The organism is Deltaproteobacteria bacterium (assembly GCA_029858205.1).
Lineage (GTDB): Bacteria > Desulfobacterota > GWC2-55-46 > GWC2-55-46 > DRQE01 > JAOUFM01.
In genome coordinates this window covers 215,363-238,633 of the sequence record JAOUFM010000002.1, presented here as the reverse complement: position 1 = coordinate 238,633, position 23,271 = coordinate 215,363, and the positions used below count along the sequence as shown (strand labels likewise).

At 52.0% G+C, this 23,271-nt stretch carries 24 protein-coding genes; 20 read left to right on the top strand and 4 right to left on the bottom strand.

From position 1 onward, the window contains the following. The first annotated feature begins 75 nt into the window (after positions 1-75). From OEV59_02645 to OEV59_02635, 3 genes are all read left to right on the top strand, one after another. A complete protein-coding gene (locus tag OEV59_02645; GenBank protein ID MDH4226642.1) occupies positions 76-645 on the top strand; it encodes a hypothetical protein in 570 nt (189 codons plus the stop codon). A 17-nt stretch (positions 646-662) separates the two neighbouring features. Further along, positions 663-2,219, top strand: a complete 1,557-nt coding sequence (locus OEV59_02640; GenBank protein ID MDH4226641.1) for an SPFH domain-containing protein — start codon at positions 663-665, stop codon at positions 2,217-2,219. Between the two features lie 138 nt (positions 2,220-2,357). After that, a complete protein-coding gene (locus tag OEV59_02635; GenBank protein ID MDH4226640.1) occupies positions 2,358-3,071 on the top strand; it encodes an SIMPL domain-containing protein in 714 nt (237 codons plus the stop codon). Positions 3,072-3,116: 45 nt separating this feature from the next. On the opposite strand, the gene OEV59_02630 is transcribed toward OEV59_02635, so the two are convergent. Next, complete coding sequence (locus tag OEV59_02630) at positions 3,117-3,410, bottom strand: DUF1330 domain-containing protein (GenBank protein MDH4226639.1); 294 nt, start codon at positions 3,408-3,410, stop codon at positions 3,117-3,119. Positions 3,411-3,606: 196 nt separating this feature from the next. On the opposite strand from OEV59_02630, the gene OEV59_02625 reads away from it, so the two are divergent. After that, on the top strand, positions 3,607-4,800 hold the full coding sequence (locus OEV59_02625) for a murein transglycosylase domain-containing protein (GenBank protein ID MDH4226638.1): 1,194 nt from the start codon (positions 3,607-3,609) through the stop codon (positions 4,798-4,800). 15 nt (positions 4,801-4,815) lie between these two features. Here the strand turns inward: OEV59_02625 and OEV59_02620 are convergent, their stop codons facing one another. The 3 genes from OEV59_02620 to OEV59_02610 form a co-directional block, all read right to left on the bottom strand. Next, a complete protein-coding gene (locus OEV59_02620; protein MDH4226637.1) occupies positions 4,816-5,652 on the bottom strand; it encodes a hypothetical protein in 837 nt (278 codons plus the stop codon). Positions 5,653-5,720: 68 nt separating this feature from the next. Further along, the gene (locus tag OEV59_02615; GenBank protein MDH4226636.1) at positions 5,721-6,956 is read right to left on the bottom strand and encodes an ankyrin repeat domain-containing protein; all 1,236 of its coding nucleotides are present in this window, start codon (positions 6,954-6,956) and stop codon (positions 5,721-5,723) included. A gap of 52 nt (positions 6,957-7,008) precedes the next feature. Then, entirely contained in the window at positions 7,009-7,545 is a 537-nt protein-coding gene (locus OEV59_02610; GenBank protein MDH4226635.1) for a tetratricopeptide repeat protein, read from the bottom strand. Positions 7,546-7,774: 229 nt separating this feature from the next. On the opposite strand from OEV59_02610, the gene mdh reads away from it, so the two are divergent. The 16 genes from mdh (at position 7,775) to sucC (ending at position 23,266) form a co-directional block, all read left to right on the top strand. After that, positions 7,775-8,704, top strand: coding sequence for a malate dehydrogenase (gene mdh / locus OEV59_02605; GenBank protein ID MDH4226634.1), 930 nt, complete (start codon positions 7,775-7,777; stop codon positions 8,702-8,704). Positions 8,705-8,744: 40 nt separating this feature from the next. Continuing rightward, positions 8,745-9,581, top strand: coding sequence for a fumarate hydratase (locus tag OEV59_02600; GenBank protein MDH4226633.1), 837 nt, complete (start codon positions 8,745-8,747; stop codon positions 9,579-9,581). A 97-nt stretch (positions 9,582-9,678) separates the two neighbouring features. Next, positions 9,679-10,239, top strand: a complete 561-nt coding sequence (locus tag OEV59_02595; protein MDH4226632.1) for a Fe-S-containing hydro-lyase — start codon at positions 9,679-9,681, stop codon at positions 10,237-10,239. Further along, entirely contained in the window at positions 10,236-10,643 is a 408-nt protein-coding gene (locus OEV59_02590; GenBank protein ID MDH4226631.1) for a 4Fe-4S dicluster domain-containing protein, read from the top strand. Before OEV59_02595 ends, OEV59_02590 begins: the two co-directional genes overlap by 4 nt. A 90-nt stretch (positions 10,644-10,733) precedes the next feature. Further along, positions 10,734-11,585, top strand: coding sequence for a CoB--CoM heterodisulfide reductase iron-sulfur subunit B family protein (locus tag OEV59_02585; protein ID MDH4226630.1), 852 nt, complete (start codon positions 10,734-10,736; stop codon positions 11,583-11,585). A gap of 3 nt (positions 11,586-11,588) precedes the next feature. Further along, positions 11,589-11,894 carry a hypothetical protein gene (locus OEV59_02580; protein ID MDH4226629.1) on the top strand — a complete coding sequence of 102 codons (306 nt, stop codon included), beginning with the start codon at positions 11,589-11,591 and terminating at the stop codon, positions 11,892-11,894. A 31-nt stretch (positions 11,895-11,925) separates the two neighbouring features. After that, a complete protein-coding gene (locus OEV59_02575; GenBank protein MDH4226628.1) occupies positions 11,926-13,596 on the top strand; it encodes a glycosyltransferase family 39 protein in 1,671 nt (556 codons plus the stop codon). Between the two features lie 4 nt (positions 13,597-13,600). Next, complete coding sequence (locus OEV59_02570; GenBank protein MDH4226627.1) at positions 13,601-15,574, top strand: CoB--CoM heterodisulfide reductase iron-sulfur subunit A family protein; 1,974 nt, start codon at positions 13,601-13,603, stop codon at positions 15,572-15,574. Between the two features lie 12 nt (positions 15,575-15,586). Beyond that, positions 15,587-16,063, top strand: a complete 477-nt coding sequence (locus tag OEV59_02565) for a hydrogenase iron-sulfur subunit (protein ID MDH4226626.1) — start codon at positions 15,587-15,589, stop codon at positions 16,061-16,063. 5 nt (positions 16,064-16,068) lie between these two features. After that, entirely contained in the window at positions 16,069-16,533 is a 465-nt protein-coding gene (locus OEV59_02560; protein ID MDH4226625.1) for a hypothetical protein, read from the top strand. Between the two features lie 18 nt (positions 16,534-16,551). Then, positions 16,552-17,475 carry a 4Fe-4S dicluster domain-containing protein gene (locus OEV59_02555; GenBank protein ID MDH4226624.1) on the top strand — a complete coding sequence of 308 codons (924 nt, stop codon included), beginning with the start codon at positions 16,552-16,554 and terminating at the stop codon, positions 17,473-17,475. 15 nt (positions 17,476-17,490) lie between these two features. Further along, positions 17,491-18,501 carry a 4Fe-4S dicluster domain-containing protein gene (locus tag OEV59_02550; protein MDH4226623.1) on the top strand — a complete coding sequence of 337 codons (1,011 nt, stop codon included), beginning with the start codon at positions 17,491-17,493 and terminating at the stop codon, positions 18,499-18,501. Between the two features lie 103 nt (positions 18,502-18,604). Continuing rightward, positions 18,605-19,447: an FAD/NAD(P)-binding protein gene (locus OEV59_02545; GenBank protein MDH4226622.1), complete on the top strand. Its 843-nt coding sequence runs from the start codon at positions 18,605-18,607 to the stop codon at positions 19,445-19,447. 37 nt (positions 19,448-19,484) lie between these two features. Beyond that, entirely contained in the window at positions 19,485-20,273 is a 789-nt protein-coding gene (locus OEV59_02540) for a 4Fe-4S dicluster domain-containing protein (protein ID MDH4226621.1), read from the top strand. A gap of 74 nt (positions 20,274-20,347) precedes the next feature. Beyond that, entirely contained in the window at positions 20,348-22,009 is a 1,662-nt protein-coding gene (locus tag OEV59_02535; protein ID MDH4226620.1) for an FAD-binding protein, read from the top strand. A gap of 87 nt (positions 22,010-22,096) precedes the next feature. Then, a complete protein-coding gene (gene sucC, locus OEV59_02530) occupies positions 22,097-23,266 on the top strand; it encodes an ADP-forming succinate--CoA ligase subunit beta (GenBank protein MDH4226619.1) in 1,170 nt (389 codons plus the stop codon). Positions 23,267-23,271 lie beyond the last annotated feature (5 nt).

Here is a 23,271-nt window from a genome sequence, read left to right as displayed (position 1 = left end):
TATTGTGATAAACTACCATGAAATTTTCACGCAGTCATAGGTTATATGGCGTGAAAACACGGAGGTGTATCCATAATGTTCGAAGCGATGAGCGGTCTCGAGAAGTTCTTTTTGGTATGCGCCGTGATAGGCGGTCTGCTTTTTCTTGTTAAGTTCATTGCCGAGCTTATCGGCTTTGGCGAGCACGGGGACGTGCCCATAGACGTCGGTAATTCCGACGTCAGCAGCGCCGAGGCCGCGGAGAGCTTCAAGATACTCACGCTCCAGAGCCTGACCGCGTTTTTTATGATGTTCGGGCTCGTAGGGTTTGTAATGTCGAACCAGGGCGGCATAAACGTCGTTATCACGTTTATCGCTTCTATTGCCGCGGGTGTCGGGACTGTATGGGCCATAGCCGCGATATTTTCGCGCGCGAAGAAACTTCAGGCAAGCGGCACGATGCAGATAAACGACATGCTCGGCGCACAGGGTAGCGTTTACCAGAGGATTGCCGAGGGCGGTGTCGGCAAGGTGACGGTTACGGTAAAGGGGCGGCAGAGGGAGTATGAGGCCGTTTCTGCCGATAAAAAAGAGCTCAAGACAGGCGATACGATAAAGGTCGTGGATATCTCCGGCGACAGGCTGATTGTAGAAAAAATCAACTAAGAAGAGAGGGTAAACACATGTCGGCTTTCTGGATACTTCCGATTCTTGCGTTCATAGTTTTCATAGTCTCGACGGTAATATTCCTTGCATCGAGGTACAAGCGCTGTCCCTCGGACATGATACTTGTCGTGTACGGCCGCGTGGGAGAGGGGCAGTCGTCGAATTGCATACACGGCGGAGGCGCGCTCGTGTGGCCGCTCATACAGGACTACGCGTACTTAAGCCTTACGCCGATGACCATACCGATACCGCTCCAAAACGCGCTCTCGCAGCAAAACATACGCATCAACGTGCCAAGCACGTTTACAGTCGGTATCAGCACCAACGCAGCCATCATGAACAACGCTGCCGAGCGTCTCCTGAATCTCCAGACAGCGAAGATAGAGGAGATGGCAAAGGAAATAATATTTGGCCAGTTGAGGCTCACGGTCGCATCCCTTACAATCGAGCAGATAAACCAGGACAGGGAGAGCTTTCTCGAGGCGGTGAGAAAGAACGTCGAGCCGGAGCTAAACAAGATAGGGCTCTACCTCATAAACGTCAACATCACCGACATCACGGATGAGTCCGACTACATACAGAGTATAGGTAAGAAGGCGGCTGCCGAGGCCATAAACAGGGCCAAGGTCGACGTTGCAGAGGAGGAGAAGAGGGGCGCTATCGGGCAGTCTTCGGCAAACAGGGAAAAAGACATCCGTGTGGCCGAGAACACCGCAGAGGCAGAGAAGGGAAAGAAAAAGGCCCAGGCCGACATGCGTATCTACGTGCAGCAGCAGGAAACGACTGCCGCGGTCGGAGAGATAGAGGCAGTAAGGGAAAAGGAGATAAGAACAGCCGAGAATATCGCTCAGGCCGATAAGGGTAAAAAGAAGGCCGAGGCCGATATGCGTATCTACGTGCAGGGGCAGGAGGCTGCGGCAATAGGCGGAGAAAACAAGGCCAAGGCCGACATAGCCGACGCCAATGCAGAGCTTGCGGTTAAGCAGGCCGCAGCGCTTCAGAAGGGCGAGGTCGCGAAGCGCGAGGCCGAGGCGGAGATACAGAAGGCGCAGTACAAGGCCGAGCAGGAGAGGTTGAATGCCGAGCAGGTCGTTATCCAGGAAATCGAGAAGCGCAAGGTGGAGATAGCCGCCGAGGCGATAGCAGAACAGACGCGTAAACACGCCAAAGGAGACGCCGACGCCATATTCATGAAGTACGAGGCAGAGGCCAAAGGTATCAGGCAGCTACTCGACAGCAAGGCCGAAGGTTACGAACGCCTTATAAAGAGCTGCAACGGGGATCCGAAGGCCGCTGCCACCCTCATGATGATAGAGAAGTTAGAAGAGATCGTCGGCATGCAGGTCGAGGCCATAAAGAACATAAAGATAGATAAGATAACTGTCTGGGATTCCGGCAAGGGAGACGACAAGGGCTCTTCTACCGCGAACTTCATATCGAGCCTTATAAAGAGTGTGCCTCCGCTCCACGACATTGCCGCGGTTGCGGGAGTTGATCTGCCAAAGTACCTTGGCGAGGTTGCCAAGTCAGCCGAGGCGCCAAAGCCAGCTGACGTAAAGAAAGAAGAAAAGTAAGTTTTCATGCGTGCTGTTGCCGTAGAAGCGGCAACAGCACGTCTTTCTTTGATTCCGTAATATCCTTTCATTGTATCTTGGCGTCTGTTTCCGAAAAAGTTGTCTAAGTAATAACCCAAAACACACAGGAGGTCGGTTATGAAGAAATGGCTGGCGGCTGGATTGTTTGCTTTGGTAGTGTGCGCGCTGTCACCGGAGGGTGTGATTGCAAAGGACAATGTGGCTGGCGGCGAAGCGAGAAGGACCATTTCTGTTTCCGGGGTTGCCGAGGCCGTGCTGGATGCGGAGTACGCAAAGGTATCTATAACGGTAAGCAATGCCAAACCGAAGATGTCGGAGAGCCACGATGCGACCGTCAATGACGTAAAGAGCCTTTATTCGGACATTAAAAAGGTTGGGGTAAAGGAAAGCGACATAGACAAATCGTTGATGGTGCAAGAGAGAGAGTATGAATACGACGAGAAAAAAAAGAGAAGGTATAGGTCATCGGTGTATATGGTCATTACGGTTAGAGATGTGAACAAGCTTGACGGGGTTTATGCAGCGCTTGCTGGCTATGACAGCGTGACCGCCCCGAGGACACAATTTGAACGTAATGATGAGTTCGAGCAGAGAAAAGAACTTTTCAAGAAGGCCCTTCTTGCCGCAAAGACCAAGGCTGAGTTGATGGCAAAGACGCTTGGCTCCGAGGTCGGCGAGGTAGTAAGCATAGAGGAGAATGCCTGGGCGGAGAATTATTTTGTAGGGTCGCAGCATACCAATGGCACCATACAAGTCGGGGAAAACGATATAAGAAGCTACGGCAGCGTTACGATAAAGGCGCGGGTAATCGTTGTTTTCGAGCTTAAGTAGGTTTAATCTTGACAGATAAGCGGCGGCGGATAAATCCGCCGCCGCTTATCCCTCCAACCCCTCGATTATCACCATGTCCATTGTTGAGACCGGTTGGCGAAGTTTGATTGCCGCCTGGTACTCAGCAGACCGCCAGCACTCGAGCGCCTTTTCGTACGAAGGGAACTCAATTATGCCGTTACGCGGCCTTGATGTGCCTTCCGGGTTCTCGAACTTTCCGGCCCTGACAAGAACTTTAGCGCCGTATTTTTGCAGGGCAGGGGCTGCGGCAGTAACGTACTCCTTGTATTTTTCCATGTCGCGCACCTCGGCGCGCACTATCCAGTAACCCTTTGGCATAATAAGCTCCTTTAGTAATTATTGTGCGGCAAATGGACATTACCATAAAATGCGCGGCGCGGCAACCATGTCCGGACGCGGCCCGTGTATGCTTGACACGGCCTGCTTTTTTATGTGATAAATAAGGGTACCGGTTATTTCATGTGTCTTTTGTCCTTTCGGTGTCTAGCTCTTTAATTTCAAAAGGAGGCTGTTGATGGCGAATCTAAAAACGCTTTTTATCCTGTGCGTTCTTGCCGTGTTCTTTCAGGCCTGTACCGTGCGCGATGCCGTGAAGATAGCGGCCAGTAAGGACCCCAAGGTCGCGCTCAAAGCCTTTGCCAACAGTAAAAAGGAAATATACAAGGAAGACCCGCTGCAGGCCCTCGATGACCTGCAGATGGCAAAAAACGAGTTCTCTAAGGTAATGGGCAAGCTCGAGCGCCTTGCCGGAAAGAAGTGGGGCGGCAAGGAGGCAAAGAAGCTCCCCACACAGAAACAGTACGTAAAGTACACGCAAAACTACGCGAGCCGCGCAATCGTGGACTTTGACAAGGGCATTGTCACTGTCGAGACCGTTGACGAGAAAGACCCGCAAAAGAGCCTTAAAAACGCAATCGTCACTACCATCCTCACCCCTGACGACCCGAGGTCAGTAGATCTTTTCTCGGATAAGGAGATAACTCTTACCGGGAAGCCCTATCTGGACGGCCTTATCGAGGATAATAACGGCAATCCCGTGTCCGGCCCTGACGCTGCCGAGAAGTATGCCGGTTATCTGGTGGCACAGAAGGCAGAGACACGTGAGGTCGACAACGACGGCGTGAAAAAGAAGGTACTATACGTCGAGTTCCTGCTTGTTAGCGACTATAACGAGAAAAAGGCCGCACAGTTCGCCTCAACGGTCGAGAAACACTCGAAGCAGTACAACATAAATAAGAGCCTCGTCTTCGCAGTCATAAAGACCGAGAGTAACTTTAACCCCTTTGCAGTAAGCTATGTTCCTGCGTACGGCCTTATGCAGCTTGTTCCAACAAGCGGCGGTAAGGACGCGTACAAGCACGTACACGGCGAGAACGAGGTGCCGACAAAGGAGTATCTCTTTGTCGCGGAGAATAACATCGAGCTTGGCACCGCGTACTTGAACCTTGTTATGTACACGTACTTCGAGAAGATAGATAATCCTCTCTCTAGAGAGTACTGCACAATAGCGGCCTATAACACGGGTGCTGGCAACGTGTTTAAAACCTTTTCCGGTGATAGAAAGGACAAGGTAGGGGCCATAAACAAGATAAACTCCATGACCCCGCAAGAGGTGTTCGAGAAGATGAAGAAGGATTTGCCGTTTGAGGAAACGCGCCACTATATCGTAAAGGTCACGGATTCCCAGAAGAAGTTCGTGAAGATGTAAGGGTGGTTTGCGGTTTTACCTGGAATAATAGATAAGGTCGTAGCTGTAATCGCGCCATTTCCAATCCACCTTGTACAGATTGAAGCCGTCGTACAGGGATTTGCTCGATTTTACCAGAATCATGATTTCATGCAGGCCGTTTTTGGGCGATGAACCGCCGGCCCATTCAATCGTAAATTTTTCGTTTGGAAATTTTTCTGCGATTTTTTCGCGGGCCTCTGTAAGGCACGGTTCGGCCTCCTCGCCGAAAAATCCTTTGCAGAGCAGGTTAAACCGGAATTCCCCTTCATACAGGGCCCACTCGGGCGTTGGCATGAAGAGCAGATTCCTGTCGTCTTTGAGCTTGCCAAGGAACTCCCTTGCATCTTTGATGGAAGAGAATTCTTCCGTTTTTCTTGCCGGCTTTTTGTATTTATCGGAAAGTTGTTTAATAAGTTCCTTGTGAAAATAATACGACGCCCCGTCCTTTACCAGTGTTCCGCAGTCGTTAGAAAGATTGATATCGAAGCCGTCAACTTCTTTTCTGTCCTTATATAAACGGATCAAGTAATGATAGCCGCAGGCATACATCGGGGCGTACCCGTGCGTAACCCAGATTTTCTTGAGTTCTTCGAGCACCTCAGGGTCGTCTACGTAAAATGTCCTTATTTCGTCCACGATGGGGTCGCCGAAATCGGCCTGAAACCCGATAAGGGTATAGCCGCCTTTCATGAAATCATGCCCTTCGAGAACGTGTATTACGCCTTCGTTTGGCGGCTTGCCGTGCGAAGTGTTATGGTCTGTTGCCCATAGGGAGCATGGTGATAAAATTAATAGAAGCAAAACAAGAAATGTTGTGCCTGATTTTGTCATGGGGCCTCCTGTTATTCAGGGTATTTATCGGCGCTTCGTCCACCCATGTACCGGGTGGGGCGCGTTTTTCACTTTGCGTGTTTTTTAAGTGTCTCGATGACAGCCGTGTTGTTGTTCTTTACGGCGATATCAAGCGGCGTGAGGCCGTTTTCGTCTGTTACATTAATGTCAGCGCCTTTCGATATAAGAAACTCGACCATGGCAGCGCTCTTTGCCTCGTAGATGGGGGTTTGTTTTTTTATATTTTTTGCTTTTACGTCGGCACCATTTGATATAAGAAGCTCGGCTATTGGTATTAAATCTTTCCACGCAGCCGTGTGAAGCGGAGTGTGTCCGTAATTGCTTTTTGAGTTCACGTCCGCGCCTTTTGCCAGTAAAAGCTTTGCCAAGTCGATATTCCTCACTCGGCTAAGAGATGTTTCGTTGTAACTGGTTTTTGCGTTAACATTTGCGCCGTTATCTATAAGTAGTTTGGCGACCTCAATGCTGTTATTGGCTGTTGCATAGATAAGAGGGGTGTGACCAAAATAATTATCTCGTGCCTCTATGTTTGCGCCTTTTTGTATGAGTAATTTGGCAATGTCAGGCAGGTTTTTCAATGCGGCCTCGTGAAGCGGGGTTTTAAGCCATTTATTGTCAGTATCCTTAGGGTTATATCCTTTGCTGTCCACGACCGGCGCGTTCACGTCCGCGCCTTTGTTTAGCAGGTGCTCTACTTCTGTCTTATTGCCGTTTTGTACGGCGTTGAAGAGGGCGGTATTTAGTTCTGTGAGTGATGTACTTTGCGTAATTGTGGTTTCACTGGGCTTTGGCAAAGGCGTGGTGGTTGTAATTTCCTCTGCGGCCGGAGCTGCGCCAAGATTATATTTTTTTGTAATAAGCAGCCGGGCAACATCTTTATTGCCTGTGTTTGCGGCAATTGCTGCTGCCGAGTTGCCGCTATTGTCGTGAGCGTCTATATCCGCGCCGCTCTCGATGAGTAGCCTTGCCGTGTCCGTGTTGCCGTGTTTTGCCGCCGTATGCAGAGGCGTCTGGCCGCGCGCGTCCTTTGCGTTAACATCGGCGTTCCCGGCTATAAGGAGCGTGGCCATTGTTGTGTCATTCTTTGCGGCGGCAATGTGGAGAGGGGCCTGCCCTTGTGCGTCTCTTGAGTTTACGTCAGCGCCGATAGCGACGAGGATGCGCGCGCGTACGAGGCTGCCGTCCTTTAGCGCGCCGTGGAGGCCCGAGTGCACGGTGAATGCCATGTATGCCGCAGCCGCTATGATTATGATTGCTGTTGTTATCAGGATTTTGTTTTTCACAGGCATGTTCTTGTCAGCCGGCAGAGTTTGTTGTTCTTGTGCGCGTACCGGGTTAATTGTCTTTCAGCGTCCTTAGCATGTACGCTGCTTCGTAGTCCGAGGGGTTTAGGCGCACGACCTCTAAGAGTTCCTTTATAGCGCTGTCTTTTTGTCCGGTTTTTATGTACGCGTGCGCGAGGTTGAAGCGCGTATCCGGCCTGTTCGGCGTTTTTTCGAGTGCCTTCTTGTACGCGTTCACGGCCTCAGGGTATCTGCCGTTCATGCTGTAGGCATTGCCGAGGTTGTTGTAGAGCTCCGGGTAATCGGGGTGTATGGCTGCGGCGCGCTCAAGAACCGTGAGTGATTCCTTTATGTACCCGTGCCTGGCAAGCACCATGCCGAGGTTAGTAAACCCGCGCGGCTTGGATTGGCTTTTTTTCGTTATGTCGTTCCAGAGAGATATTTCGTTTTTCCATACAGCGTTACGGGAGAACGTGGCTGCGGTAATGATTACGGCTATTGCCAGGAATATTACGGCACTAAGGTTTGCGGCAAAGTGTTCGTTTGACGCCGTTTTGCCGGCCACATCATTTAGGGAACCGTTCTCCATGCGCCATAATTTATCACTATTTTGTCGGTATATCAAGCGGTTGTGCAGGGGGTGGGTGAGGGCGTATTTTTTACTCATTCTTATGCTTGACAGTGCTTCTTTTTTTGGATACAGTATACAGTAGGCCTTGTGCCGAGCCGTATGGCACAAGGGATTTTTTTTCACAGGGCCGCCCTGTTTGGGTAGTGTTAGCGGCGGTTGTGTCATTACTTTTTGTTAGGGAGGCGCTATGGCGCGTAAGAAAATTACGGTCGTTGGCTCCGGCAATGTCGGCGCAAATACCGCGCTCTGGATAGCGCAAAAGGAGCTTGGCGACGTCGTGCTTGTCGATATCCTGGACGGCATGCCGCAGGGCAAGTCCCTTGACATGATGCAGGCCTCCACTGTCGAGAAGTTCGATTCGAACATTTCCGGCTCAAACGATTACTCCGATACAGCAGGAAGCGACGTCGTTGTCATCACTGCGGGGCTTGCGAGAAAGCCCGGCATGAGCAGAAGCGACCTTATCGTAAAGAACACCGAGATACTAAAATCCATTGTCGGCGAGATCGCAAAACACTCCCCGAACGCAATCCTTATAATAGTAACCAATCCTCTCGACGTCATGGTGCATGTGGCGTGGAAGGAGAGCGGATTCCCGCCAGAGCGCGTTATCGGCATGGCAGGGGCGCTCGATAGCGCAAGGCTTCGGGCATTCCTTGCAATGGAGCTTAACGCCTCGGTCGAGGACGTGCACGCCATGGTGATTGGCGGACACGCAGACGAGATGGTGCCGCTTAAGAGGTATTCGACGGTTTCCGGCATTCCCGTTACCCAGTTCATAAGCAACGCGCGCATGGACGATATCATGCAGCGCACAAAGACCGCGGGAGGCGAGATAGTTGCGCTTCTTAAGACAGGCAGCGCGTACTACGCCCCGTCAGCCGCAGCAGCCGAGATGGTCGAGGCCATCATTAAGGACAAGAAGAGGATAATGCCCTGCGCCGCGTACTGTAAGGGCAAGTATAAGCTCGACGGCGTGTTCGTGGGCGTGCCCGTAAGACTCGGCTCCAAGGGGGTCGAGGAAATCATACAGATAGAGCTCGATAAGGAAGAAAGAGCGGCCTTCGACCATTCGGTCGGCGCAATCAAGGCCCTCATAGCGGAACTTAAACTTTGATAGAGCGCGTTTTTGGCGCTTGGCTTAATAGAGGAATTTCTTGAAGACCGTAAAAGCATCGGATATAACAGCCAGGGTAAGAGACCTTTGCATAAGCGCGGCAACGGACTTGGAGCCCGATGTCGTCTCTGCCCTCGACGGCGCGCTTAAAAAGGAAGAGTCGCCGCTTGGCAAGGAAGTCCTCGAGCAGATAATAGAGAACTTCAATATCGCGAGGCGCGAAAAAGTCCCGATGTGCCAGGACACAGGCGTTTCCGTGTTCTTTGTCGAGATGGGCAAGGACGTTATGGTGGACGGTTCTCTCGAGGATGCGATAAACGAGGGCGTTAGAAAGGGCTATACAGAAGGGTTTCTTAGAAAGTCCGTTTGCGACCCGCTCTCAAGAAAGAACTCCGGCGACAATACGCCCGCTGTCATACACGTAAGGGCGGTCCCGGGCGATAAATTGAAAATCAAGTACGCACCAAAGGGCGCAGGAAGCGAGAACATGAGCGCGCTTCGGATGCTAAAGCCCGCAGAAGGTATCGAGGGCATAAAGGCCTTTGTCATCGACACGATAAAGAACGGCGGCGGTAATCCCTGCCCTCCGATAGTCGTAGGTGTGGGCATAGGCGGGAACTTCGAGAAGGCCGCGCTCCTTGCAAAGGAGGCGTTACTGAGGCCGCTTGGCAATTCGAATAAGAAGGCCGACATAGCCGTGCTCGAGGCGGAGCTTCTTCAAAAGATAAACGGCTTAGGTATCGGGCCAATGGGCTTTGGCGGCACTGTTACGGCCCTTGCCGTGCATGTGGAGACCTACCCCTGCCACATAGCAAGCCTTCCGGTCGCGATAAACATACAGTGCCACGCAGACAGGCATAAGGAAACGGTGTTATAAAGAAGTTATCGGTGGACGGTTATCCGTGAACGGTAAAAGCAACAGGATAACCTATGACCGATAACAGATAACCGATAACAGATAACCGGAAATCGACATGTCGGAAATGAAGAAAATAACAACGCCGCTCTCCGATGCGGACGTTGAAAAGCTTAAGGCCGGGGATAAGGTCCTTATAAGTGGCGTCATATATACGGCCAGGGATGCGGCGCATAAGCGCCTTATCGAGCTTCTCGATAAGGGCGAAAAATTGCCATTTGACTTGAAGGGCCAGCTCATATATTATGTCGGCCCCACGCCGGAAAAGCCCGGAGAGGTTATCGGGGCTGCAGGGCCTACGACTAGCGGCAGGATGGACGCGTACACGCCGCGGCTACTTGAACTCGGGCTAAAGGGCACCATAGGAAAAGGCCAGAGAAACGACGCGGTGCTGGAGGCCATGAAAAAGCACAAGGCCGTGTACTTTGCGGCGGTCGGAGGCGCAGCCGCACTTATAAGAAAGAGCATAAAGAAGGCCGAGATAATAGCGTATGAAGACCTTGGCGCAGAGGCAATACGAAAGCTTACGGTCGAGGACTTTCCGGCAATAGTCGTAAATGATTGCAGTGGCGGCGACCTTTTTAAGGCAGGTATAGAGAAGTACAGGAGAGCGTCATGAAGATGAAATTATCCAACGAGGAGCTTCACTCCGGCGACATCGAGCATGTCGAGAGGGTAAGCGGCGAGGATAGTAAGAAGTGCTACCAGTGCGGTAACTGCTCGGCCGGGTGCCCGGTAAGCTATGCAATGGATCTGCCGCCAAGCAAGATGATACGTATGCTGCAGCTTGGTAAATACGAAGATGTCATGAAGTCGACCTCCATGTGGGTGTGTGTGGGATGCCTGCAGTGTTATTCGAGGTGCCCTAAGTCCGTAAGCGCTGCAAGCTTTTTCGAGGGACTTAGGCAGATAGTGCTTAGAAAAGGCACGAACCACGACGAGATCGGCGATATGGCCGCGTCTTTCATAAAGAAAGCGCCGCAGCAGGCAATCGTGTGCGGCTTTAGAAAGTTCGTAAGCTGATAGAAAAATTGTCGAAGGATGGTTGTCGGAAATATTTGACCACCGATAACCTGTAACCGGTAACCGATAACGGATAACAGATAACTATAAATGAAGATACCGTACTATCCAGGATGCACTTTGAATACAGTTGCCAAAGGCTTTGACCTTTCGGCAAAGGAGTCCTCGAGGGCCTTAGGCTTCGAGCTTGAGGAGCTTCGCCAGTGGAACTGCTGCGGCGCGACATTTCCTCTGACTCCAGATAATGTGATGGCGCTTACAGCCCCTGCAAAGGTGTTGTCCCTTGCTAGGAAGGCAGGAGAGAAGGTAACGACACTTTGCAGCGTTTGTTATAATGTTTTAAAGAGAACGAACCATGCGCTAAAGGGCGATAAGGAAAAGCGTTCGGTCGTAAATGGGTTCATAGAAGAAGAGTACGACGCAAGCCTGAATATCGTCCACTATCTTGAAGTGCTTAGGGACGACGTTGGTTTCGACAAGGTAAAGGCCGCTGTAAAGAGGCCGCTTAAGGGCATAAAGGCTGCTGCGTACTACGGCTGCATGCTCCTTAGGCCTGCCAAGGAAGTCGGCATAGATAACCACGAAGCACCGGTTATTATCGAAAATCTTATGAAGGCACTTGGCGCGGAGCCGATAGACTTCCCGAATAAGATAGAATGCTGCGGCGCGCACCTTGCCATGGACAGGGCAGATGTGGTGGAGAAGCTCTCCGGAAGTGTCATAGAATCGGCAGTTGGCATGGGAGCAGAGATGATAGTGACGAGCTGTCCGCTTTGCCAGTATAACCTCGAGACAGCGCAGGCAAAGTCGGTCGGGAAGACCGTGCCGGTAGTATACTTTACGCAGCTTCTGGGTCTCGCGCTCGGGCAGGATGAGAAGATGCTTGAGTTCGAAAAGAATAAGTGGGATGCGAGGCCGCTTCTTAAGGAGAAGGGTGTATAAGCCGTGAGCGCCGAGCGCATAGCGGAGTTCGAGGCAGCGATAGAAGAGGTAATGAACGAATCAAAGCGCATGGGGTGTAATCCCGTGCGGTTCTGGAAGATGGTTGACCAGACCGGAAGCGTTATGGAGGTCTGTAGAGGTGTTATGGGCATAGACGAGCCCATGCTGACATTCAACCTTCTGGCAGAGAGGGGCAGGCTGGATCTTTCGATAGAGGCGGTTGCTCTAAAGTTTCAGGATATTTTTTCGAAGGAAGATATTGTAAGGGCAGCTTCGAGGTTAAAGAAAGCAGGGTACGAGCCGAGGTAGGATAGTCGGTATGTATTTAACGATGGATACAATGCGTAACAATATTGATATCGAGCGCTACGTTTTCCGTGGTGTGGCGTTTGCGGTAATTGCGGCGGTGTTCTATGCCAGGCTGCGTTACTTAAACGTGCCCTTCGAGAGAGACGAGGGCGAGTATGCCTACGGCGGCTGGCTTCTTCTCCAGGGCATTCTGCCATATGAGCAGATGTATACGGTGAAGCTTCCGGGCATACATGTGATATATGCGCTTATCATGGGCGTGTTCGGAGAAACCGTTGGCGGCGTGCGGCTCGGGCTGCTTTTTGTTAGCGCCGTAAGCACGGCGCTTGTGTTTTTGCTTGCGCGCAGGCTCAGAGGCGAAATGGCCGGTCTTGTTGCGGCCGCCGTGTTTGCGGTTTTATCAATGGGCCATATGTTCCTTGGTTTTACGGCCAATGCCGAGCATTTTGTACTGCCTTTTGTGCTTGGCGGCCTTATACTGATACTTATTGCCGCCGAGAAGGAAAAGAGGCTGTACTTTTTTCTTGGCGGCCTTCTGCTTGGCGTCGGGTATATAGTAAAGCAGCATGCGTTGTTTTTTATACTGTTCGCCGCGGCATGTCTTTTGTGGAGGTTTTATGCCGCGCGCGGAGACAAAGCCGTAATGACAAAACGGTTTGGCGACGGCGTGTACTGCGCTCTCGGTGCCGTGCTTCCGTTTGTGGCCGTATGTCTTGTGTACGTGGCGGCCGGAACATTCGATAAGTTCTGGTTCTGGACATTCGATTACGCCAGAAGCTACGTCTCCATGGTGCCGCTGTCGCGAGGAGCGAGCATGCTGGCAGTGATAGTGAAGATGGCGGCCAGCTTTTATCCGTTTGTTTTTCTGTTGTTTGTGATAGGGTTGGTTGCCCCGTTATGGGACAAGAGCGTAAGGGCGATATATCCGTATGCCGCGTTGTTTTTTTTGTTCTCGTTTTTTTCGGTTTGCCCGGGTCTGTATTTCAGAAGCCATTATTTTTTGTTGCTGGTTCCGGCAGTTGCGATATTATGTGCAATCGGATTGGCTGCGCTGGAGGGAGTATTCTCCGGGGCTAAAAAAAAAATGGTTTCCGTGTTCGTGGCAGTGCTTGTCTTCGGGCAGTTGTTCTACAGCGGCTGGAATTATCTGTTTGTATGGCCTCCTGAGTTGTTGCCATCCGGCATCTATCAGGGGCAGCCTTATGCCGAGGCCGTTGTTTTTGCGGAGCAGATAAAGAAAAATACTGCTAACGACGATACCGTGGCGATACTGGGCTCGGAGCCGCAGATACTTTTTTATTCCGGCAGAAAGAGCGCCACAAGCTATGTATATATGTATCCGCTCACGGAGAGGCATAAATATGCCGACGCCATGCAGCGCGAGGTTACGGAGCAGATAGAGGGAAAAAAGCCAGGGTTCCTGGTTTTGGCGTGGACCAGGTTCGGTTGGTATAACGGGCAGGATAACGGCATTAGGAACATATTCGACTGGTCTGGCGATTATATAGGAAAGAATTATTCGATGGAAGGTTTTGTAAGATTGGACAACATGCACAGATATTATTGGGGAGACGGGGTAAAGGGCGTGCCAAGGGATAAGAACGGCATCCCTGATGGAGAAAAATGGATGGCGCTATTCAAGCGTAAGGATGCGGCCTGGGTAAAGGCGCCGCTTGTAACCACAGGTAAGGAAGCGAGGTAGCATTATGCCGAGGATAGGCGTATTCGTTTGCCAGTGCGGCAACAACATAGAATCAACGGTCGAGACCAAGGACGTTGCCAAGGAGATGGGCGAACTTCCGGGGGTGGTCTATACCTGCAGCTATAAGTTTATGTGCTCGGCACCGGGCCAGGAAATGCTTAGGAACGCCATAAAGGACAATAACCTTGACGGCGTTGTCGTTTCTGCCTGTTCTCCGCACATGCATGAGAAGACTTTCAGGAAGGCAAGCGAGGCAGCAGGGCTAAATCCTTATAAGTGCGAAATCGCGAACATTAGGGAGCAGTGCTCCTGGGTTCATCACGACGAAACGAAGAAGACCGGAACGGTAAAGAGCATAGACTTAACCAGGATGACGATAGAGAGGCTAAAGCGGAACAGGCCTCTAAAGAAGATATCGATACCCGTAAATAAGCGCGCCCTTGTTGTTGGCGGCGGCATCGCCGGCATACAGGCAGCGCTCGATATAGCAGAGGGCGGCAGAGAGGTAGTACTTGTAGAAAAAGAGCCGTCGATTGGCGGCAACATGGCAAGGCTCTCCGAGACCTTCCCGACGATGGACTGCTCGCAGTGCATCCTTACGCCAAAGATGGTCGAGGTCGAGCTTAACGAGAACATCACGCTCTATACGTACTCCGAGGTCGAGAAGGTAGACGGCTACATCGGCAATTTCACCGTTAAGATAAAGAAGAAGGCCAGGTATGTGGACGAGTCAACATGCACGGGCTGCGGCGAGTGCATGGAGAAGTGCCCGTTCAAGGCAGGCAGCGAGTTCGAGCTCGGGCTAAATAAAAGAAAGGTCATATACACGCCTTTCCCGCAGTCGGTGCCCAATATTCCGGTCATCGACGCGCCGAACTGCCCGATGCTAAAAAGCGGCAAGTGCGGCATATGCGCGAAGGTCTGCGGCCCCAAGTCCATAAACTACGAGCAGAAGGATGAGTATATAGAAGAAAAGGTCGGGGCCATAGTGGTTGCAACGGGCTATGAGCTTATGCCAAACGAGCGTTTTGGCGAGTACGGGTACGGTAAAATAAAAGACGTCATCAGCGGTCTTCAGTTCGAGCGTCTTGCTTCGTCTTCAGGCCCGACCGGTGGGGCGATAAAGAGGCCCTCTGACGGTAAAACCCCCGAGACTATCGTATTCATACAGTGCGTAGGCTCGAGGGACGAGGCAAAGGGAGTTAGCTATTGCAGTAAGATTTGCTGCATGTACACTGCCAAGCACACGATGCTATACAAGCACAAGGTGCACCACGGCCAGGCGTATGTGTTCTACATGGACATAAGAAGCGGCGGCAAACGTTACGAAGAATTCACAAGGCGCGCAATCGAGCACGAGGGCGCGATGTATCTAAGGGGCAGAGTATCTCGCGTTTATGAAAAGAACGGCAAGATAATGGTGCAGGGAGCCGACACCATAGCGGGCACACAGGTTGAGATAGAGGCCGATATGGTCGTCCTTGCGACAGCGCTAGTGTCGAGAAAGGGCGCAGATACCTTTGCGCAGAAGCTTGGCATTGGATACGACAAGCACCTGTTCTATAATGAGTACCACCCGAAGCTTAAGCCGGTTGAGACCGTCACTGCAGGCGTGTTTCTCTCTGGCACGTGCGTAGGCCCGATGGATATACCAGAGTCCGTCTGCATGGGAAGCGCGGCTGCAAGTAAAGTCCTTGCGCTCTTCTCAGCTGACAGGATGGCGAGGGAGCCAATCGTTGCCGGCGTGAATAAATCCACTTGCAACGCATGCTGGGATTGTTACACTGCGTGCCCGTACTCGGCAATAGAAAAAGACGAGGTAAAGGACAGGCAAGGCAAAACCGTTAAGTGGCTTGCCAGAGTGAACGAGGGCGTTTGCCAGGGCTGCGGCGTGTGTGTTGCAGCATGCAGAAGCAAGGCCATAGACCTCGCCGGCTATACCGACGAGCAGGTCTTTGCCGCGATAAACGCGTTCTAAGAGGGAAGGGATATGTCTACGGCAACCGTAAAAAATACTGCGGCAGAACAGGCAAGCGGCATACCAGGGCCGAAGATAATGGCCTTTGTGTGCAACTGGTGCACGTACGCAGGCGCTGACCTTGCGGGCACGAGCCGCATGGAGTATAAGCCGAATGTGCGAATCATAAAGCTTCCTTGCACAGGCAGGATAGACCCGCTATTCATAATAAAGGCATTCGAGAACGGCGCAGACGGCGTGCTCGTCTCGGGCTGCCATCCGGGGGATTGCCACTATACCACCGGCAATTACCACGCAAGAAGGCGCTGGATTGCCTTCAAGAGCCTGATGGAATTTACAGGCATAGACATGAGGAGGCTCCACTTTGCGTGGGTTTCCGCCTCTCAGGCGATAAAGTGGGTTGACCTTATTAACCAGATAACAGACGAGGTCGGTAAGCTCGGGCCGTTTGCCGAGTACAAGGAGCTTTCAAAAGGGGAAGGCAGCTAAAGGGGATGATAAGCCGGGTTGACCAGGACAAGGTAAAGGCAGCGTTTGTTGATGCGTTGAAGATTCGCGGTTTTGAGTTATTCAAGAGGTCCGGGTTCTTTAAGTGGATGGACCAGGAAGTATACCTTGCGCAAAGCGAAGACCTCTCGGGCGTGATGTTCATAAGGGCCGAGAGCGAGGAAAAAGACGGCACGGGCTGGATGCTAAACGAAGAGATGTTCGTGAGCTTTCGCGACATGGCCGCAGAGGATAAGGATACCGGGCTCTACGTCGTGCTCCTCGAGAACGAGGGCAATGGATTCCTTCTAAATGGCGAGGAGTTCGACGGCGTAAGGGAAGGCTTTAAGAAAAACGATAAGGGTAATTACTTTGTCGATAGAAATGTTATAAGGGAAAAGTTTCTGGCGAACTCGTTTGCGAAGTCAGAGGAGTTTTTCTTAAAGTTGAATGCCGCGCACAAGGGCGCATAATCGTCGATAGGATAGAAGATGGAAGATATACTTAGAAAAACAGCAAAAGAGCTTCTTGAAAAGGGCGCGGTAAAGGTCGTCATAGGCTACGGCTGGAACAGGCGTAAGACGCATACGACCCCGGTGTTCATAAGAAAGCCCGAGGATGCGGCAAAGCTTGTATTTAATCCGCTTTGCGTCAACAATCTTTCTGTGTACCTGACGCGTAAGTACCCGGATGTGAAGGCCATGGGCAAGGCCGCAATAGTTGCGAAGGGCTGCGACATACGTAACCTTGTCGTGATGATGAGCGAAGGCCAGCTTAAGCGCGAGGACGTGCATATAATAGGCATGACCTGCGAGGGCATGATCTATAAGCAGGAACTCTGGCCAAGGGCCTCTGACGGCACTGCCGACATGGGCGCGAAGCTTAAGCCCGAGGTCATGCCGACAAAGTGCCATAACTGCGATGTCAGGAACCCGCATGTTACGGATGCCGTTATAGGCAATAAGTCCACCTTTACGCCGCCGGAAGAGCCAACGGGCATGGTGTACGATAAGATAAAGGAACTCGATAAGAAGACCGCCTCCGAGAGATGGGCGTTCTGGAGTGAGCAGTTCTCGCGCTGCATAAAGTGCTATGCCTGCCGCCAGACGTGTTCGCTCTGCTACTGCGAGCGCTGCATAGCCGATAAGAACATGCCGCAGTGGATAGAGACCTCGGCTCACCCGAGAGGCAACATGGCGTGGAACCTTATCCGGGCCCAGCACCTTGCCGGACGCTGCACCTTCTGCGGGGAGTGCGAGAGGGCCTGCCCGGTAAACATCCCGCTAAATCTCGTTAACCAGAGAATAGCGCTCGAGGTAAAGGCGGCCTTTGACTATAAGTCGGGTTATAATCCCAACGAGCATCCGCCGATGATAGTGTTTAAGCCCGACGATAAAGAAGAGTTCATTAAATAAAAGAGACCTATAGAGATGAGCAAAAAGATACTTAAAAAAGACAGCATAAAGGCAGTGTTCGAGGCCGTGACAAAGGCCGGGGGCGCGTTCGTCGCGCCGAAGGTCGAGGCCAGGCAAACGGCATTCAGGCCGCTTACCAAGTCCGAGGACATGACCTTCGACTACGTGGTGCCGAGGAATTCCTTTAAGGAGTTCTTCTTCCCGCAGACAGAGCCGGTTCTTACGATTAAGAACACGAAGGAAGGCGTAAAGGTCGAGGGAGTTGAGGTAAATCCGCAGGGTACCGTTATATTCGGCTCAAGGCCCTGCGATGCGGCAAGTGCGGCGTCGCTTAGAAGCGTGTTTACCTGGGATTTTATAGACGAGTTCTATACGAAGAGAGAAGACAAGGCCGTCGTTATCTCTATTGCATGCACAAAGGGCGATGATTCGTGCTTTTGCACCTCTGTTGGGCTTACCCCTGACGCAAAGGAAGGCTCGGATGTGCTGCTTCGTGAAACCGAGTCCGGTGATTTTACGGCAGAGGCAGTGACCGATAAGGGCAAGGCCTTTATCGAAAAGCACAAGGCGGCATTTGTAGAAGGGGATGCAAGGGAAAAGGCGATATTCAAGCCCGCGAAGGTGAACGCGGATATAGATAAAATCAAGGCAAGGCTTAAGGACACGGCGCATTACGACGAAAAGGACTTATGGCCAGACCTTGCCCGTAAATGCGTTGGCTGCGGCGCGTGCACCTTCTCGTGCCCCACGTGCCACTGCTTCGACATAACCGACGAGGGAAGCTTCACAGAGGGCGAGAGAAGAAAGAACTGGGACGCGTGCCAGTTCGAGTTCTTTACTCTTCATGCAAGCGGACATAACCCGAGGGATACGCAGTTCAAGAGATGGCGTAACCGCTTCATGTGCAAGTTCCATATCTACCCCGGAAAGTTCAAGACAAAGGGGTGTGTCGGGTGCGGCAGATGCATACGCGTGTGCCCGGTAAGGCTCGATATAACAGAGGTAATGGAAGAGCTTTCGAAGTAGCAGGGGAGCGCGTTGTCCGGAAGGTTGCTTTCGGGTGACAGATATATAAAGCGTGCAGTAAAGGCATAAGTAATAGAAAGGTCTATTATAAGGGACTAAGAAAATGTGTAAGCCAGGAAACATATATCTTCCGGAGATGATGACTGTAGCCGAGATAAAGGACGAGGCTCCGGACGTAAGAACTCTAAAGCTTAAGTTCCAGGACGAGGCAAAGGGCAATGCCTTTAGCTTCAAGACAGGACAGTTCGCGCTCTATTCTTCCTTTGGGCTAGGAGAGAGTACGTTCTGTATAGCATCTCCTTCTACCCGCAAGGGCTACATCGAATGCACCTTCAGGAGAAGCGGAAGGGTTACGGGCGGACTTAGCCAGTTAAGTGTCGGCGATACCATGGGCTTTCGCGGCCCGTACGGCAACTCCTTCCCGGTGGATGAATGGAAGGGTAAAAATATAGTATTCATAGCAGGAGGCATCGGGCTTCCTCCGGTGCGCTCGGTTATATGGTCGTGCCTTGATAACAGGAAGGACTACGGCGACATAACCATCATCTACGGCGCAAGGACAGTCGCGGATCTGGTCTACAAGCACGAACTCGAAGAATGGGACAAGATGGCGGATGTGAACCTCTTGCAAACCGTTGACCCGGGCGGAGAAACGCCTGAGTGGAAGGGCAAGGTCGGGTTCGTTCCAAAGGTTGTAGAAGAGAGCGGCGTTAAGCCAGCTAACACGGTCTGCGTAATCTGCGGCCCGCCCGTGATGATAAAGTTCTCGCTTCAGTCGCTTGAAAAGCTCGGCTTCAATAGCGACAACGTTTATACGACACTCGAAAACAAGATGAAGTGCGGCGTTGGCAAGTGCGGCAGATGCAACGTCGGCGATGTCTACGTGTGCAAGGAAGGCCCTGTTTACACGGCAACGGAAGTTAAAAAGATGTACAACGACTTTTAAGGGAAGTTTAACCGACAAACTCTACGGAGCATACGCTATGAGCAAGGACACGAAGAAATTAAAACAAATAGCCACCGGCGACATGACCATCCCGCCAAAGGACGCGAAGATGATACCGGTCTTCATCATGGGCCGCGAGTACAAGGTCCCCGAGACCATTACGGTGATGAAGGCCATAGAGTACGCAGGCTTCAAGTACATAAGGGGCTGCGGTTGTAGAGGCGGCATATGCGGCGCTTGCGCGACCTTCTACCGTTTTGTCGGCGATTATAAGCTTCGCGCAGGGCTTGCGTGCCAGACGGTTGTTGGCGAGAATATGATAGTCGTTCAGCTGCCGTTCTTCCCGGCAAACCGCCCGAACTATGAACTCGATAAGATGAGCTCCGACCACCACGGCGAGCTTAGGCGCCTGTATCCGGAGGTCTTTAAGTGCGTTGGCTGCGGCACGTGCACGAGAACATGCCCCATGGACATAGATGTCATGGACTATATCGCCCTTATGAAGAGAGGCGACCTTGAGGGCGCGGCCCATAAGAGCTTCGATTGCGTGATGTGCGGGCTTTGCGCGTCAAGGTGCCCGGCGCAGATTTCCCAGTTTACAGCTGCGATGTTCGTAAGGCGTCTCTACGGCGGCCACATACTTCCAAAGGCCGAGCACCTTGAGAAAAGGGTTAAGGACGTTAAGAGCGGCAAGTACGAGAAGTTTTTAAAAGAACTTACGAAGATGAAGCCCGAGGATGTAAAGAAGCTTTATGTTGAGAGGGAAAGAGAGCCGGATCTCGCAGAGCCCGGCACGTGGCTTCCCAAGGACACAAGTAAGCTTTAATAGCGGCGGAGTTTGGGGAAACGGTTTTTTATAAAGTGCGGGTAAGGCCTGCGCTTTAAGACTCGGAGGAGAAAATGAGCGGCTACACTAAAGAATTGATGGAGCTTGTAAAAAAGGTCGAGGCTACACGCGCAAAGCGCGTCGAGCTTGCCAGAAAGGGCGAGCACTTCCCGGCCCTGACCATGGACCAGAGGAAGGAGTGGCTCGGTAAATACCATCCAGACTATAAGGATGACGGCAGAAGGAAGGTCCTCGTTGGGCCGAATAAAGGTGACGTGTTCCCCGAAGAAGTGGCCGTGCTGCTTGAGTCCAAGAGCAGGCTCGATATAGATAACGTAGACCTTTCCAAGGCAGATATCGAGGTAGATGTGCTTGTCCTCGGCGGCGGCGGCGCAGGCACTGCCGCGGCTTTGACCGCGGCCGACGAAGGCTGCTCGGTTTTACTTGCCACCAAACTTCGCCACGGCGATTCAAACACCGTCATGGCAGAGGGCGGCATACAGTGCGCTGACCAGGAAGGTGATTCCCCGTACTTCCATTATCTGGACGTGCTTGGAGGAGGCCATTTCACCAACCAGCCCGATGTCGTAGCCGCGCTTACAAACGACGCGCCGATAATAGTACATTGGCTTGAAAAGCTCGGCATGATGTTCGATAAGATGCCCACCGGCAGGATGAAGGTCAGGCACGGCGGCGGCACCTCGCGTAAAAGGATGCATTCCGCAGGCGATATGACAGGCGCTGAAATAATGAGGGTCGTTAGGGACGAGGCGCGTAACAGGAGCGACGTCATTAAGGTGATGGAGTTTGCCCCGGCAGTAGAGCTCCTGACTGATAAATCCGGAAGTGTTGCCGGAGCCATCCTTTATAACCTCGAGACAAAGGAATATTACATCGTAAAGGCAAAGGCCGTTATCATGGCAACCGGAGGGTTCGGACGCCTTCACATACAGGGCTTCCCGACTACCAACCACTACGGCGCGACCGCAGACGGCATTGTCATGGCCTACAGGGCTGGCGTAAAGCTTCAGGACCTCGATTCGACCCAGTACCACCCGACAGGCGTTATATACCCCGAGCAAAACGTCGGGCTTCTCATTACCGAAAAGGTCAGGGGCCTTGGCGCGCAGCTCATCAATAACGAAGGCAACCAGTTCTGCTTCCCGCTCGAGCCGCGTGATGTTGAAAGCGCCTGTATCATCAGAGAGTGTTTTGACATAGGCAAGGGCATTGTTACGCCGACCGGAAGAATCGGGACATGGCTCGATAGCCCAATGATAGACATGCTGCACGGCGAGGGAACCGTAAGAAAAGAGCTTCCCGCAAAGTACATACAGTTCAAGCGCTATGACATAGACATAAGCAAGGTGCCGATGCTTGTGTACCCAACGCTCCACTACCAGAACGGCGGGCTCTGGATAGATGCCGAGGGCTCGACAGGCGTGGATGGTCTCTATGCTGCAGGAGAGGTCTCCGGGGGCGTGCACGGAAGGAACCGTTTGATGGGCAACTCGCTACTCGATATACTTGTGTTTGGCAGAAGGGCCGGCCAGAACGCGGCAGAGAGGGCCAAGTCGTTAAAGAAGCCTCTTACACCAACCCTTGACCATGTAAAGGACTTCCACAAGGCCATTTCCAAGGCAGGGGTTAAGAACCCGATAATAGGGCCTATGGTGCTTCCTGACTATGCCCCTGAGCATGTCAAAGACAGGCAGTGGTTTGGCGCAAACATATAGGGCCGGATTCTAAAGAATTTTTAACTTGACTAAGGACGGATTTGCGTATACATTTCTGTCCTACAATTTTTCAGGAGGGCTTGGCGGATGAACATCCACGAGTATCAGGCAAAGGAACTTCTCGGCAAGTACGGTGTGGCGGTTCTGAAGGGCAAAATCGCATTCACGCCGCAGGAGGCCGAGGAAATCGCAAAGGAATTCCTGAAAGACAGGCCCGTGTGCGTTGTTAAGGCGCAAATCCACGCAGGCGGCAGAGGCAAGGCCGGGGGCGTAAAGCTTGCAAAGACGAAGGACGAGGCCGTAGCGCACGCAAAGGAAATTCTTGGTAAGACGCTTGTAACCCACCAGACCGGCCCCGAAGGCAAGGTCGTAAAAAAGGTATTCATAGAAGAAGGCTGTGACATAGCAAAGGAATACTACGTCGGCGCGGTTGTGGACAGGGCGACCCAGAGGGTCTGCCTCATGGCCTCCACAGAGGGCGGCGTTGAGATAGAAGAAGTAGCCGCAAAACATCCCGAAAAAATACTAAAAGAGTTCGTAGACCCGGCAGTCGGGCTACAGGGTTATCAGGCAAGAAACCTTGCCTTTGGCCTGGGTCTTGATAAGGCCGTTATCGGCAAGGCTGTAAAGTTCATGACAGCGCTTTATAACGCATTCGTAAAGCTCGATTGTTCCATGGCCGAAATCAACCCGCTTGTGGTTACAAAGGGCGGCGATGTGCTCGCGCTCGATGCAAAGATATCTTTCGACGATAACGCCCTTTTCCGCCATAAAGATGTCGAAGGCATGAGGGACTTAGACGAGGAAGACCCCAAAGAGGTCGAGGCCTCGAGGTTCAACCTTAATTACGTTGCCCTTGAGGGCAATATCGGCTGCATGGTCAACGGCGCAGGCCTTGCCATGGCAACGATGGACATCATAAAGTTCACAGGAGGCGCTCCTGCAAACTTCCTCGATGTCGGAGGCGGCGCGAATAAAGACCAGGTTACTGCGGCGTTTAAAATTCTTGTAAGCGACCCGAACGTCAAGGCCGTATTGGTCAATATATTCGGCGGCATAATGAAGTGCGACATCATAGCCGATGGCATCGTTGCCGCTGCAAAGGAAGTAGGCATGAAGATACCGCTTGTCGTGAGGCTTCAGGGCACGAACGTTGATAAAGGCAGAGAGATACTAAAGAACTCGGGGCTAAACATCATAAGCGCCGAGCGCATGGACGATGCCGCTGAAAAGGTAGTGAAGGCCGCAAAGGGCTAACTAAA